The following is a 13,663-nucleotide window of genomic DNA, read 5'->3' as shown; positions in this document are numbered from 1 at the left end:
CCGGTTACGGCCTGAGCTGGCGCTCCACCTTGCGCTTGTCGAGCTTCGAGTCGTACTTGGACAGCGGCTTCGCCTTGTCCGGGTCGGCCTGGACGGCGGCGGAGGCGACGCCCGCCCACTCCAGGATCCGGGCCGTGGCGAGCGCCTTCTGGTCGGGGACGAGGCCCGCGACGTTGGCGCCGTGGTTCATGCCGGGGGCCGTGAAGACGTACGAGTCACGCGCGCCCTTGCCGACGCGGAACGGCTCGGCACCCCACGGGTCGTTCTGGCCGTACACGAACAGCATCTGGTTCGCGTTGCGCTTCACCCACGCGTCGACGTCGTGCATGGCGCCGGGCTGGAACTTCATGGAGATGTCGCGCGGCACGAAGTTCCGCGGCGGCAGGTAGCCGTAGCGGATGTACTTCTTCTCGATGTGCGGGAAGACGATGGTCGGCGCGCCGAGCTGCGTACCCGCCTGGTAGAAGTACGGCGTGTACGGGTCCAGGCCCTGGTCCGTGTAGAACGAGAAGCCGGAGATCGTGTCGATCGAGTTCCAGATCTGGTCGTCGGTCGCGGTCTTGGCGTTCGGCGGGATCAGTTCGTCCTCGTTGCAGTCGGCCGCCTGCGCGTACTGCCAGAAGCCCCAGACGTAGTCGAGGACGACGGCCTCGAACGCCTTGTCCAGGCTGCCGATGGTGTTGAAGGTGTAGCCCTCGGCCGCGGCCACCTCCTTGTACTTCTTCTCCAGCGACGTACGGCGGACGAGTGCCTCGCGCTGCACCGCGTTCAGCCGGGTGCGGCACTCCTTGGTGCCGACCTTCGCGAAGAACCGGTCGTACGCCGAGTCCTCCTTGTTCACCACGTCGTTGGGGGCGACGTACGCGACGACGCCGTCCATGTCACGCGGGTAGAAGCGCTCGAAGTAGGTGGCGGTCATGCCGCCCTTCGAGCCGCCGGTGGAGATCCACTTCTTGTCGTAGATCGGCTTGAGCGCCTTGAAGATGCGGTGCTGGTCGCTGGCGGCCTGCCAGATGTCCAGCTTGCTCCAGTCGGCCGGCGCGGGCCGGGACGGAGTGAAGAAGCGGTACTCCATCGAGATCTGGTTGCCGTCCACGATCTGGGCCGGCTCGCTGCGGCGCGGGGTCGTGGAGACGTTGTAGCCGCCGGTGAAGAAGACCGTCGGGCGGGCCGTGTCCTTGTGCAGCACGGTGATCCGCTGCTGGAAGGTGCCCTTGGACGGCTTCCGGTGGTCGACGGGCTGGGTGTAGTTGAGGACGAAGAAGCGGTAGCCGGTGTAGGGCTTCTCCTCGATCAGGCTCATGCCCGGTATCGCGAGGAGCCGGTCCTTGATGTCCGCCGCGTCGTCGGTGACGACATTCGTGCCGGTGGCGTCCGGCTGGGCGGCGGTGGCCGCCCCGGCCGTGCTCACGGTGCCTATCAGCACCACGAGAGACAACAGCCATCTGAGCGTTTTGCGCATGCGTTCTCCCCTGAATACGCAGATGTCCGCCGGAACCTAGCGGAGCAACTGCTGTCGCACCAGGGGATGTTGGGTGCATTACGGACAGGATGGCACGAAGATCGCACAACTCGGCCGGGAGTGTCCGTTCAGCAGAGGATCCAGCCCGTGCTCACCGAGCCCGAGCCGACGGCGCCCTTGATCCACACACAGCGGTTGCCGGCGTGCACCTTCACCGGGCCCGCGTACTTCTTGAACATTCCTTCGTTGGGGACCGCCTGGTTCCCCCACGCCCGCACGCTCACCATCATGTACTTGCGGGCGCCCACCTTCTTGGGACGGGTCACCGCGCAGACGTAGCCGCGCTTCTTGTAGACCTGCACGTACCCGGTGGAGAAGGGCACCGTGCGCACCTTCCGCCCCGAGCACGGGCTCGCCGCCGAGGCGTCACCCACCCCCGGGCCCGCGAGCGCCAGCAGCCCCGACGCGGTCATCAGGGCGGTGCCGAGCGCCAGACGTCGGCGTATCACGCCCATGTCCACTGGTGTCCCTTCCACGGCCCGCAGCAATCGGCGTACTGATGTACGGACGCATGACGTACGGCGAATGGTTGCGCGGAAGGGGCCACCGGGTCACGTCGGCGTACCGACGGTCGCGGCCGTGTCCTGGTCGGGCTCCCCCACGAACGTCCGCCACAGCTCCGCGTACCGGCCGTCCCGGGCGAGCAGTTCGTCGTGCGTGCCGTCCTCCGCGACCCGGCCGTCGGCCATCACCACGACACGGTCCGCGCGGGCGGCCGTGGTCAGCCGGTGGGCGACCACCAGCGTGGTGCGGCGGCCCGCGATACGGTCGGTGGCCTGGTTGACCTGGGCCTCGGTGGCCAGGTCGAGGGCGGCGGTGGCCTCGTCGAGGAGCAGGATGTCCGGGTCGACGAGTTCGGCGCGGGCCAGCGCGATCAGCTGCCGCTGCCCGGCGGAGAGGTTGCGGCCGCGCTCGGCGACCTCGTGGAGGTAGCCGCCGTCCAGCGTGGCGATCATGTCGTGCGCGCCGACCGTGCGGGCCGCCGCCTCCACCTCGGCGTCGGTCGCGTCCGGACGCCCGTACGCGATGGCGTCCCGGACCGTGCCCAGGAAGAGGTACGCCTCCTGCGGGACGACGCCCAGACGGTGCCGGTAGGACGTGATGTCGAGGGAGCGCAGATCGGTGCCGTCGACGGTGACCCGGCCGCCGGTCGGGTCGTAGAAGCGGGCCACGAGCTTGACGAGGGTCGACTTCCCGGCGCCCGTCTCACCGACGAACGCGACGGTCTGCCCGGCCGGGATGCTCAACGAGACCTCGCTGAGGGCCTCTTCGTCGTCGCCGTACGCGAAGTCCACATCCTCGAAGGCGATCTCGCCGCGCAGGGACAGGACTTCGAGCGGCTCGTCAGCGGCCTTCGTCGACGTCGGCTCCTGGAGCAGCTCCTGGATCCGGCCGAGCGAGACGGTCGCCTGCTGGTATCCGTCGAAGACCTGCGAGAGCTGCTGCACGGGCGCGAAGAACAGGTCGATGTAGAGGAGGTACGCCACCAGCGCACCCGTGGTGAGGGTGCCCGCGTCGACCCGGCCCGCGCCCACGATCAGCACCGCGGCCGCCGCCACCGACGACAGCAGCTGTACGAACGGGAAGTAGATGGAGATCAGCCACTGACCGCGAATACGGGCCTGGCGGTAGCTGTCGCTGCCCTCCGCGAACCGCTTGCCGCCCGCGCCCTCGCGGCGGAACGCCTGGAGGATCCGCAGCCCGGACACCGACTCCTGGAGGTCCGCGTTCACCACGGAGACGCGCTCACGGGCGAGTTCGTACGCCTTCACGCTGGAGCGGCGGAAGAAGAACGTGCCGATGATCAGCGGCGGCAGCGTCAGGAAAACAACCAGCGCGAGGCCCACGTCGATGACCAGCAGGGCGACCATGATGCCGAAGAAGGTGACGACCGAGACGAACGCGGTGACCAGGCCCGTCTGGAGGAACGTGGACAGCGCGTCCACGTCCGTCGTCATCCGGGTCATGATCCGGCCGGTCAACTCCCGCTCGTAGTAGTCGAGTCCGAGGCGCTGGAGCTGGGCGAAGATCTTCAGACGCAGTGAGTACAGGACGCGTTCGCCGGTGCGGCCGGTCATGCGGATCTCGCCGGTCTGCGCCACCCACTGGACGACGACGGTCACCAGCGCGAGCGCGGACGCGGCCCAGACCGCGCCGAGGGCGACCTCGGAGACGCCCTGGTCGATGCCGTGCCGGATCAGGACCGGCAGAAGCAGGCCCATGCCCGCGTCCACGGCGACCAGGCCGAGGCTGACGAGCAGCGGGAGCCCGAAGCCGCGCAGCAGACGCCTCAGGCCGTACGACTCCTCCGGGGTGACCGCGCGCGCCTCGTCGATCTGCGGAATGTCGGTGGCCGGGGGCAACGCGTCGACCTGGGCGAGGAGTTCGGGGGTCGCGGGCGATCCGTCGAGAGCGGTGTCCTTGGGCTCGCGGTCGCCCGTCCACAGGTGCGGGGTGACGCCCCGCTCGGCGTCGAACTCGGCGTCCAGCTCGTCCCGTACGGAGGTGTCCTCCTGCGGGCAGGTCGGCCGGGCGTGACCGGGTGATACGCCGCCCAGCTCGTCCGGGTCGGTGAGCAGGCGCCGGTAGAGCGGTGAGCGCTCGGTCAGTTCCTTGTGCGTGCCGATGTCGGCGAGACGGCCGTCGTCGAGGACCGCGATGCGGTCGGCGAGGTTCAGGGTGGAGCGGCGGTGGGCGATCAGGAGTGTGGTGCGGTCTGCCATGACCTGTTTGAGGGCCTCGTGGATCTCGTGTTCCACGCGGGCGTCCACGGCCGAGGTGGCGTCGTCCAGGACCAGCAGGCGGGGGTCGGTGAGGATCGCGCGGGCCAGGGCCACACGTTGGCGCTGGCCGCCGGAGAGGGTGAGGCCGTGCTCGCCGACCTTGGTGTCGTAGCCGTCGGGCAGGGCGGCGATGAAGCGGTCCGCCTGGGCGGCCCGGGCCGCCTTCTCGACCTCTTCCTGTGTGGCCTCGGGGCGGCCGTACGCGATGTTGGCACGGACGGTGTCCGAGAAGAGGAAGGAGTCCTCGGGGACGAGCCCGATCGCGGCCCGCAGCGAGTCGACGGTCAGCTCGCGCACGTCGTGGCCGCCGATGAGGACCGCGCCCCTGGTCACGTCGTAGAAGCGGGGCAGCAGGAGGGAGACCGTGGACTTGCCGGAGCCCGAGGAGCCGACGACCGCGAGGGTCTCGCCCGCGCGGATCTCGAACGAGAGGCCGTCCAGGACCGGGCGGCTGTCCTCGTAGGCGAAGGACACGTCGTCGAACTCGACGGTCGCGGGGGCGTCGGCGGGCAGCGGTTTCGTACCGTCCTTGATCGACGGCTCGGTGTCGATCAGCTCCAGGACGCGTTCGGCTCCGGCCCTCGCCTGCTGGCCGACCGTGAGGACCATCGCGAGCATGCGGACGGGTCCGACGAGCTGGGCGAGGTAGGCGGAGAACGCCACGAAGGTGCCGAGGGTGATCTGGCCCTTGACCGCCAGCCAGCCGCCGAGGGCCAGCATGGCCACCTGCCCGAGGGCCGGGACCGCCTGGAGCGCGGGGGTGTACTTGGAGTTCAGCCGGATCGTGCGCAGGCGGCCCGCGAAGAGCTTGCGGCCGATCTCGCGGAGCTTGCCGGTCTCCTGGTCCTCCTGGCCGAATCCCTTGACCACGCGTACGCCACTGACCGCGCCGTCCACGACGCCGGCCACGGCGGCGGCCTGCGCCTGGGCGTACCAGGTGGCTGGGTGGAGCTTGGAGCGGCTGCGCTTGGCGATGACCCACAGGGCCGGGGCGACGGCGAGGGCGACCAGGGTGAGCGGCAGCGACAGCCAGGCCATGATCACGAGGGAGATCACGAAGAGCAGGACGTTCCCGACGGTCATCGGGAGCATGAAGAGCAGGCCCTGGATGAGCTGGAGGTCGCTGGTCGCGCGGCCCACCACCTGGCCGGTCGACAGCTCGTCCTGGCGCCGGCCGTCGAGGCGGGTGATCGTGCCGTACATCTCCGTGCGCAGGTCGTGCTGGACGTCGAGCGCGAGGCGGCCGCCGTAGTAGCGGCGGATGTAGGTGAGGACGTAGACGACGACTCCGGCGCCGATCAGCATGGCGGCCCAGGGGGCCATGCCCCGCGTGTGGTCCCCGACGACGTCGTCGATGATCACCTTGGTGACCAGCGGGACCAGGGCCATGACGGCCATGCCCACGAGCGAGGCGCCCAGCGCGAGCACGACGTCCTTCGGGTACCGCCAGGCGTACCCGGCCAGCCGTCGTGCCCATCCCCGCTGCGTTGCCACGAGTGCCTTCCATCCGTCCAGTCGATCCTGATCGTCCGGAAGGCACCAACGCGGACGGGAGGGGATTTCATCCCTCCGCAACAATCGGGGCCTGTTCGGGGCAGCGGTGAGAGGTGGTCAGAGGCGGACCCGGAGGGAGTAGAAGCGGGTGATCTGGACCGGGTTCTGGTTGTCGTCGCTGACCAGGAGCAGGTTCAGACGGCCGTGACCGCCGCCCGTGACCGCGAGACCCTCGATGTTGTCGAGGAGCGGGTTGGGCTGGGGCTGCTTGGCCTGGGCGCCGAGTGAAGGACAGTTCACGAGATCGGCGAGCAGGGTCTTACGGGCGAGACGTACGCCGCTCTGGCCGGTCAGGTTGTCGATGCCGGACGTGTTTGTGGCGCGGCGCAGATCGGCGAGGTAGAGGCGGACCGTGTTGCCGACGCCCGCGGTGAAGCCGCGTTCCAGGACGAGGAGGCGGCCGTCGGGGGTGGCCGTGGTCTCGGAGACGTTCAGACCGGTGTCGGTGCGGTAGCCGTACTGGGCGTCGAGCGCGAAGTGGCCGCGCTGCCGCTCCCAGGTCTGGAAGCGGACGATGCCCGTGGTGTCTCCCGCAAGGGAGCCCTCCATGCCGGCCAGCAGGGTGTGGCGGCCGGGGAGGAAGGTGAGCCCTTCGAAGGTCTGGTTCGTGGTCGCGCGGCCCGCGGGGGCGACCTTGAGGGCGTCCGGTACGGGGAGGCGGTCGAGGATGCGGCCGTCGCGGGCGTAGCGGCGTACGGAGGGCTCGGTCTCGGAGGCGATCAGGCGGGTGCCGTCGCGGTCCACGGCCAGGCCCTCGGAGTCGAGCGCGGCACCGGTCTCGTCGGCGAGCGGGACGACGGAGGCGGGCCGCAGGGTCCTGCGGTCCAGCGTGAAGAGGGCGGACCGGTCCGAGACCGCGGCGATCCTGCCGTCGCGGTCCACTGCGAGCGCGGAGAAGTTGCCGACGAACGTGCCCTCGTACGTCGTCTTGTCGAGCCCGTCGGAAAAGCTCTCGATGGAGACGGAGGGCGAACAGGCATTGCCGCGCTGGGCATTGGCGGGCGCTGCCGCGGTAAGACAGGCGGCCGCCGCCAGGGCGGCCGTGACGGTGGCAAGAAGTGGTCTCAGACGCATGGCGTCACGGTAGGCGGAGGCGGGTTGAGGGGGAGGGTACTGACCGTTAATTCCAGGGAGCGGGAGCGGGAGTTGGAGCTTTTCAGGGGGCGGGGGCGGGGTCAGGGGGCGGGGTCAGGGGGCTGGAATCGGGAGTGGGGTCGGGGGCCGGGACCGGGACCGGGGCCCGGGGGCCGAGACCGGGAGCCGAGACCGAGGGACCGGGACCGGGAGCCGGAGCCGGAGTCGAGGGCCGGAGGCCGGGGGTCGAGGGCCGGGGGCCGGGGGCCGGAGGCCAGGGGCCGGGGGCCGGAGGCCAGGGGTCGAGGGCCGGGGGCGAGGGCAGGGGGCCGGGAGCCGGGGGCGAGGGCAGGGGTCGAGGGCCGAGGGCTGGGGGCCGAGGGCTGGGAACCGGAGGCCGCGAGCCGGGGCCGGGGGTCGGAGGCCGCGGGCCCGGGCCTAGGGCCGGAGGCCGGGGGTCGAGGGCCGGAGGCCGGGGGGCGGGAGCCGGGAGCCGGGACCGGGGGCCAGGGCCAGGGCAGGGGGGCCGGGAGCCGGAGACCGGGGGCTGGGAGCCGGGAACCGGAGTCGCAGGCCGGGGGCCAGGAACCGGAGTCGCGTGGGTGTCGGTGGCCGCGCGGCTCCGGTCGAGTCCTGGGTCTCAGTCCTGGTAGACCTTGTTGTTGCCCGCGCCGCCGGAGAGCGTGTCGTTGCCCGCGCCGCCGTGGATCACGTCGTCGCCGGTGTTGCCGAAGATCGTGTCGTCGCCCGCCAGGCCGTACAGGGTGTCGTTGCCCCGGCCGCCGTAGAGGGTGTCGTTGCCGGAGCTGCCGCGCACGATGTCGTTGCCGTCGTCGCCGTACAGGGTGGTGTAGCCGAGGTCGTCCTCGCCGGTCACCGTGAGGACGTCGTTCCCGGCGCCGCCGCTGCAGTGGTACGCGCAGCCGGTGAGGATGGTGTCGTTGCCGGCTTCGCCGAAGGAGCCGTTGACCCAGACGCCGTCGACGCCTTCGAGGTGGTCGTCGCCGTCCCCGCCCTTGAGGACGTTCGCGCCCTTGCCGCGGATGACATCGTTGCCCGGGCCGCCGTCGAGGGTGCCCTGCGTGAAGACGTCGTCGCCGACCGTCACGGTGTCGTCGAGGTCACCGAGGTCGACGTCGTAGATGTCCGAGTCGTCGGACCCCAGGGGCTCGGGCTCCACGCACTCGACGACGGTGCGGTCGGTCGCCGAGGGGTACGTACACACGTCCGTGCTGGCGATGGTGATCTCGAACTTGTCCCGGAAGGTGACGAGGTAGTCGCCGCCGAACTCGTTCGGGTCGACGTCGATCACCTTGGTGGAGATCCGCAGGTCGTTCACCTGTCCGGCGGCGGCCCGGTACCAGATCGCGCCGTCATAGCGCTCGACGGTGGCCGTGGAGGCCGCTGTGTCCGCCTGGGCGGTGGGCGCGGCGAGTACGGCTCCTCCCAGAGCCAGTACGAGGGTGGAGGTGGCGGCGATGCTTCGTAAAACGCGCATGCGAAAGAGACCCTTCGTGGAGTGCGTGCTGAACGGAGTCGGAATCGGCGGTGAGGACGCCGGTGAAGTCGTCGGCGCCCTCACCGCGATCGGCGAACGGCGATCGGACAGCCGGTGCGACCTGTGCGGCCGGTGCGGTCCGTACTGTCCGTGACGGGTGTGGCAGGTGTTGTTTCCGATCACCCATTCAGACAGCGGACCGGGGCCGAGGGTTGCCCCGGAAAATCGCTTCTTTTTGCCGGACTCCGCAGGTCAGCGGGGGTTTCTAGCACTCCTTGGTGAGCTTCCGAGGAAGCCCGGGTGAACGTTCTCCCTCATCGTGGAGGCGCCCTGATGCCGGACCGTCGTCATGACGAGTTTCGCGACCGCGGCCGGCGGGATGCCGGTGGTGTCGATCAACTCGGCCTCCCCGCGCAGCCAGAGCAGCGCCTCGTCGTAGTCATGGAGATGGTCCAGGCGCCTCCCGCGGGCACCGATGCTCTCCGGGTCCGTGTCGTTCTGGATGCGTTCGACGAGCGTGTTGTGGTCGGCGTGGAGGACGAAGTGGCGTAAGGGAATGCCCGCCTGGACCAGTCCCGTGCGGATCTCACGCCAGTACGGCTTCTCCAGCACGGTCTGCGGGACGACCAGCGTGCCGCCCACATGGTCGAGCACCTGACGCGCGGTCTCCACGACGAGACCGCGCCACGGCGGGAATTCCTGGAAGTCGCGGGCCGGCCTCCCCAGGACGTGCCGGAGCATGTAGCCGACCTGTTCGGTGTCCAGGAGCCTGGAGTCCGGGAGGAGGGTGGTGAGGTGCCGGGCGGTCGTGGTCTTGCCGACGCCGAAGGCGCCGTTGAGCCAGATGATCATGAAGCGGGCACCGCCGGGAAGGCCTCCTGCGGGTCGGTCGTGGGCGTGTACCGCTGCGCTCTGGTCGGCACGAGGTCCTTGTGGATGGCCTTGGCCACGGCCTGGATCGTCGTCACGCCGTAGTTCATGGTGCTGTTGCCGTGGGTCAGGATCGAGATCGTGTAGTCGTGGCCGGCGCCGTTGAAGGTGCCCACGCTGTGGACCCGCCAGCCGTGCGTGGAGCGGGACAGCCAGCCGTTCTTCACATGGACGGCGACGGAGGAGGGGGCTCCCGCCGGTGTGCCCCAGCGCTGCGAGGTGACGACCTTGCCCATGAGTTTGAGCACGTAGGCCCGGGAGTTGTCGCTCAGAACCGCGTTCCTGGCGGTGAGCAGCGCGAGGAGCTTCTGCTCGTCCTGGACCGTGATCTGGGTGAGGCCCCAGTAGCCGTTCGCCCCCGGCTTGGTCCGGGTCATGCCGGCCGCGGTGAGGAAGCCCTTCACCTTCGTGGTGCCCAGCTGGTTCCAGAGCTTGGTCGTGGCCGCGTTGTCCGACTTGGTGATCATGGCGGTGGCCAGATCGGACTCCCGCTGGGTGAGATAGCGGTTGTGCTTCTTGGCGTCCCAGAGAAGCGCGGCGAGGACGGTCACCTTGACGATGCTGGCCGAGTCGTAGGCCTGCGTCGGTCTCAGCGTGCAGGTGGTGTTGGTGCTCCGGTCGTGGAGACCGACGGCCACGGTGCCCCTGCGGTTCGCGAGGGCCGTGGTGATGTCCTTCTGCAGTTTGGTCGCCAGGGCCGACTGGTTCGACGTGCAGGTCGCCTGCGGTGTCGCGGCCGCGGTCGCCGGTGTCACGGCCACGGTCAGCGGCACCAGGACCCCGGCACCGAGGCCCGCACAGAACACACGGGTACGCCGGGATATCCGGTGAGTCATCGAGTTCTTCCATCCCCTTGGGTACGAACGAGCGCGCCTCGGCACACTCGCCTCTCTCGACTCACCGGAACGGCTGGGGGTTGTACGCGTCTTCTCGGAAGGGGAATTGGGCGGCCTTGAAGCCCCGGCTACTTCTGGGTGACCTGCTCCGCGATCCCCTTCTTGATCGTCACCTCCACCGTGAGGTTGCCGGCCTCGGCGGCGGCGTCGAGATCATCGGCGGTGCACTTCTCCGCCCCGGCGGTCTCGGGGTCGCCGCAGATGTCGCCGCCCGTGATCTCCGTGTCCTCGGCGACCCAGAAGGCACGCTCCTCGACCAGCAGCTTGCCCGGCGCCAGGAACGTCAACGTGCCGGAGAACGTACCGTCCGAACCCGCCGGCTTCTCCGAGGAGTCGCCGCCCCCGCCCTCCGCGGCGAAGACCTTGGTCGCCATGCCCTTCTCGATCGACACCTCGGCCTTGGTGTTCCCGGCCTTCGCGGTGTCGTCCAACTGGTCGGCGGTGCAGTTCTCCGCCCCCGCGGTCTCGGGGTCACCACAGATCCCGGCACCCTGGATCACCGTGTCCTCCGCGACCCAGAAGGCACGCTCCCCGACCAGCAGCTTGCCCGGCGCCAGGAACGTCAACGTGCCGGAGAACGTACCGTCCGAGCCCGCCGGCGGCTCGGAGGCGTCGGCGCCACCGGACGCCGCGGGAGAACCGGAGGCGGCAGGAGACGAGGCACCGGGAGAGGCCGAGGCACCGGCAGGAGAGGAGGCTTCCGCGCCTGCGGAGTCCTCGGGGCCGCACGCGGTGAGGAACAGCCCCGTGGCGGCCAGGAGACCGACGGCGGCGAGCGTACGGGAGCGGGTGCGGCTGAGCGACATGTCGGGGTGCCCTTTCGGCGTCATTGCTTGTTGATCTCAACCCGTCAAACGTCGTACGCGGCAAGCCGGTTCATCGCCGGCCACTCCTGTTTCACAGCCTGCATGAACCGCCGGTAACTGTTACAGGGCGGCCCCCTCTGTGACCGTCCGCCTCTTTACGTGTTCATACGCTTCCATGGGACCTCCCTTCCCCCACTCACAGCCGGGCCCCAGGTTCACCACAGCCCTCGCCCACACCGCCCTCGCACGATGCACGCGTGACATCTGCCACCGATCCGTACCCCCACGCCCCCGAGGCCGCCCAGGCCGCCCCCGCAGCAGACCGGGCCGCCTCCTCCCCGCCCCCCGCCGAGTCCGGCGCGCGGCCCGGGAAGCCACCCCGCTGGTCGCTTCCCGCGCTGGTCGCGATCATGGTCCTGGCCGGGGTACTGTACTCCTGGAACCTCTCCTCGTCCAGCCTGAACAGCTTCTACAGCGCCGCCGTGCTCAGCGGCACACAGAGCTGGAAGGCGTGGTTCTTCGGGTCGCTGGACGCCGGGAACTTCCTCACCGTCGACAAGCCGCCCGTCGTCCTGATGGTGATGGGGCTGTCCTGCCGGGTCTTCGGGTACGGCACCTGGCAGATGATGCTGCCGCTGGTCGCCTCCGCCCTCGGCACGATCTGGATCCTGCACGCGTCGGTCAAGCGGGTCTGGGGCCACGGCGCCGCGGCCGTCGCCGCGCTCGTCCTCGCCCTCACTCCGATCACCGTCGCCATCAACCGCGACAACAACCCGGACACCCTGCTCGTCTTCCTGATGGTCGCGGGCGCGGCCCTGGCCCTGCGCGCCGTCCACAACGGCAGGCTGCTGCCGCTCGTCGGCTCGGCCGTCTGCTTCGGCCTCGCCTTCAACACCAAGATGCTCCAGGGGTACATCGCCCTGCCCGCCGTCTTCGCGGTCTACCTGTACGCGGCCCGGGGCGGCCTGCTGCGCCGGATACGCAACCTCGCGATCGCCGCGGTCGCCCTCGCCGTCTCCAGCTTCTGGTGGGCGGCGGCCGTGTCGCTGGTGCCCGCCGCCGACCGGCCGTACATCGGCGGCTCGACGGACGGCACCGCCTGGAACCTGATCATGGGCTACAACGGCCTGGGCCGCGTCCTCGGCGGCGAGGGCAACGGCGGCGGTGGAGGCGGTGGCGGAGGCGGCTTCTCCGGGACCGCCGGGATCGGCCGGATGTTCAACGAGGTGCTCGGCGGCCAGATCTCCTGGCTGCTCCCCTTCACCGCCATCGCGCTCGTCGGCGGTCTCGTACTGCGCGGCCGCGCTCCTCGTACGGACCTGACGCGGGCCGCGCTGGTGCTGTGGGGCGGCTGGACCGCGCTGCACTACCTCACCTTCAGCCTCGCCGAGGGCACGATGCACCCGTACTACACGACCGCCCTCGCCCCCGGCATCGCGGCGCTGTGCGGAGGCGGCGGGCTGATGCTCCTGCACGCCTTCCGCACCGACAAGAAGTGGCTGTGGGTCCTGCCCGCCGCGTTCGCCGCCACCGGCATCTGGGCAGTCGTCCTCCTGCGCCGGGCCTCCGACTGGAACTCGTGGCTGTGGCCGACGATCGCCGCGGTGATGGTCCTGGCGATCGCCGGGCTCTTCCTCTTCTGGTCCGGCCGGCGCGTACGGCTGCTCGCCGTCGCCCTGACCGCGGCCGTCGCCGCCTCCCTCGCGGGCCCGACGGCTTACGCGGCCTCGGTGACCGCGGGTTCGAGCGGCGGCATGAGCGGTACGAACCCGACGGCCGGCCCCAGCACGGGTGGCGGCATGGGCGGCGGACCCGGCGGCGGTGGCGGCCGGGGCGGCTTCCCCGGCGGCGGTGGCGGCCAGGCCCCGGGCGGCCAGCAGCAAGGCAACCAGCAGGCCGGTGGCGAGGCCCCGGGCGGCGGCCAGACGGGCACCCCGCCCAGTGGCGCCCCCAACGGCGGACAGCCCGGCGGCGGCCAGGAACAGGACGGCCGGCAGCAGAACGGCCAGGAACAGGGCGGCGGCCAGACCGGCACCCCGCCGAACGGCACCTCCGGCACGGGCGAGCAGGGCGGCGACGCCACCTCCCGGCCCGGCGGCATGGGCGGCGGTGGCGGCATGGGCGGCGGACCCGGCGGTGGCGCCGACAGCGCGATGGTCACGTACCTGGAGAAGCACCGCGACGGCGCCAAGTGGCTGGTGGCGGTGTCCAGTTCGCAGAACGCGGCCCAGCTGATCGTCAGCACGAAGCAGCCCGTCATCTCCATGTGGGGCTGGTCCGGCAGCGACAAGGCCATGACCCTCGCCAAGCTGAAGGAGCTCGTGAAGAAGGGCGAGCTGCACTACATCGTGCTCGGCGGCGGCATGGGCGGAGGCGGCGGGGGCAGGGGCGGCGGCGACAGCGCCAGCTCCGAGGTGACCGCGTGGGTGCAGGAACACGCGACGGCGGTGAAGGCGAGCGAGTACAGCGACGCGTCGTCCGAGACCTCCACCGACTCCGACGGCACCGACAGCACCAACAGTTCTGACAGCACCGACTCCCAGAACACCCAGGCGCTCTACCGCCTGGACGCCTCGGACGTCAACTAGGGCAATCCCTCC

9 protein-coding genes are annotated in these 13,663 nt (G+C 70.5%); 1 reads left to right on the top strand and 8 read right to left on the bottom strand.

What is annotated here, in order from left to right:
* Window positions 1–4: 4 nt before the first annotated feature.
* From JEQ17_RS29870 to JEQ17_RS29835, 8 genes are all read right to left on the bottom strand, one after another.
* The gene (locus JEQ17_RS29870) at window positions 5–1,462 is read right to left on the bottom strand and encodes a S28 family serine protease (RefSeq protein ID WP_200398037.1); all 1,458 of its coding nucleotides are present in this window, start codon (window positions 1,460–1,462) and stop codon (window positions 5–7) included.
* Window positions 1,463–1,590: 128 nt separating this feature from the next.
* Window positions 1,591–1,983, bottom strand: a complete 393-nt coding sequence (locus JEQ17_RS29865) for a hypothetical protein (protein WP_200401794.1) — start codon at window positions 1,981–1,983, stop codon at window positions 1,591–1,593.
* Between the two features lie 90 nt (window positions 1,984–2,073).
* The gene (locus JEQ17_RS29860; RefSeq protein ID WP_200398036.1) at window positions 2,074–5,799 is read right to left on the bottom strand and encodes an ABC transporter ATP-binding protein; all 3,726 of its coding nucleotides are present in this window, start codon (window positions 5,797–5,799) and stop codon (window positions 2,074–2,076) included.
* Between the two features lie 117 nt (window positions 5,800–5,916).
* Entirely contained in the window at window positions 5,917–6,933 is a 1,017-nt protein-coding gene (locus tag JEQ17_RS29855; protein ID WP_200398035.1) for an esterase-like activity of phytase family protein, read from the bottom strand.
* Between the two features lie 640 nt (window positions 6,934–7,573).
* The gene (locus JEQ17_RS29850; RefSeq protein ID WP_200398034.1) at window positions 7,574–8,431 is read right to left on the bottom strand and encodes a calcium-binding protein; all 858 of its coding nucleotides are present in this window, start codon (window positions 8,429–8,431) and stop codon (window positions 7,574–7,576) included.
* 252 nt (window positions 8,432–8,683) lie between these two features.
* Window positions 8,684–9,283: an AAA family ATPase gene (locus JEQ17_RS29845; RefSeq protein WP_200398033.1), complete on the bottom strand. Its 600-nt coding sequence runs from the start codon at window positions 9,281–9,283 to the stop codon at window positions 8,684–8,686.
* The gene (locus JEQ17_RS29840) at window positions 9,280–10,197 is read right to left on the bottom strand and encodes a serine hydrolase (RefSeq protein WP_200398032.1); all 918 of its coding nucleotides are present in this window, start codon (window positions 10,195–10,197) and stop codon (window positions 9,280–9,282) included. Before JEQ17_RS29840 ends, JEQ17_RS29845 begins: the two co-directional genes overlap by 4 nt.
* 128 nt (window positions 10,198–10,325) lie before the next feature.
* Complete coding sequence (locus JEQ17_RS29835) at window positions 10,326–11,087, bottom strand: hypothetical protein (protein WP_200398031.1); 762 nt, start codon at window positions 11,085–11,087, stop codon at window positions 10,326–10,328.
* 233 nt (window positions 11,088–11,320) lie between these two features.
* Between JEQ17_RS29835 and JEQ17_RS29830 the strand changes: the two genes are divergently transcribed.
* On the top strand, window positions 11,321–13,651 hold the full coding sequence (locus tag JEQ17_RS29830) for an ArnT family glycosyltransferase (protein WP_200398030.1): 2,331 nt from the start codon (window positions 11,321–11,323) through the stop codon (window positions 13,649–13,651).
* The last annotated feature ends 12 nt before the right edge of the window (window positions 13,652–13,663 follow it).

The sequence above is a fragment of the Streptomyces liliifuscus genome (genome assembly GCF_016598615.1).
Lineage (GTDB): Bacteria > Actinomycetota > Actinomycetes > Streptomycetales > Streptomycetaceae > Streptomyces > Streptomyces liliifuscus.
Note: the sequence above shows the minus strand (reverse complement) of the source record. Positions and strands in the feature narration are given on the sequence as shown.

Bases quoted from the DNA above. Each gene is read 5' to 3' on its own strand.
- JEQ17_RS29850 (WP_200398034.1), bottom strand. From the start codon at position 8,431: ATGCGCGTTTTACGAAGCATCGCCGCCACCTCCACCCTCGTACTGGCT.
- JEQ17_RS29835 (WP_200398031.1), bottom strand. From the start codon at position 11,087: ATGACGCCGAAAGGGCACCCCGACATGTCGCTCAGCCGCACCCGCTCC.
- JEQ17_RS29855 (WP_200398035.1), bottom strand. From the start codon at position 6,933: ATGCGTCTGAGACCACTTCTTGCCACCGTCACGGCCGCCCTGGCGGCG.
- JEQ17_RS29845 (WP_200398033.1), bottom strand. From the start codon at position 9,283: ATGATCATCTGGCTCAACGGCGCCTTCGGCGTCGGCAAGACCACGACC.
- JEQ17_RS29870 (WP_200398037.1), bottom strand. From the start codon at position 1,462: ATGCGCAAAACGCTCAGATGGCTGTTGTCTCTCGTGGTGCTGATAGGC.
- JEQ17_RS29840 (WP_200398032.1), bottom strand. From the start codon at position 10,197: ATGACTCACCGGATATCCCGGCGTACCCGTGTGTTCTGTGCGGGCCTC.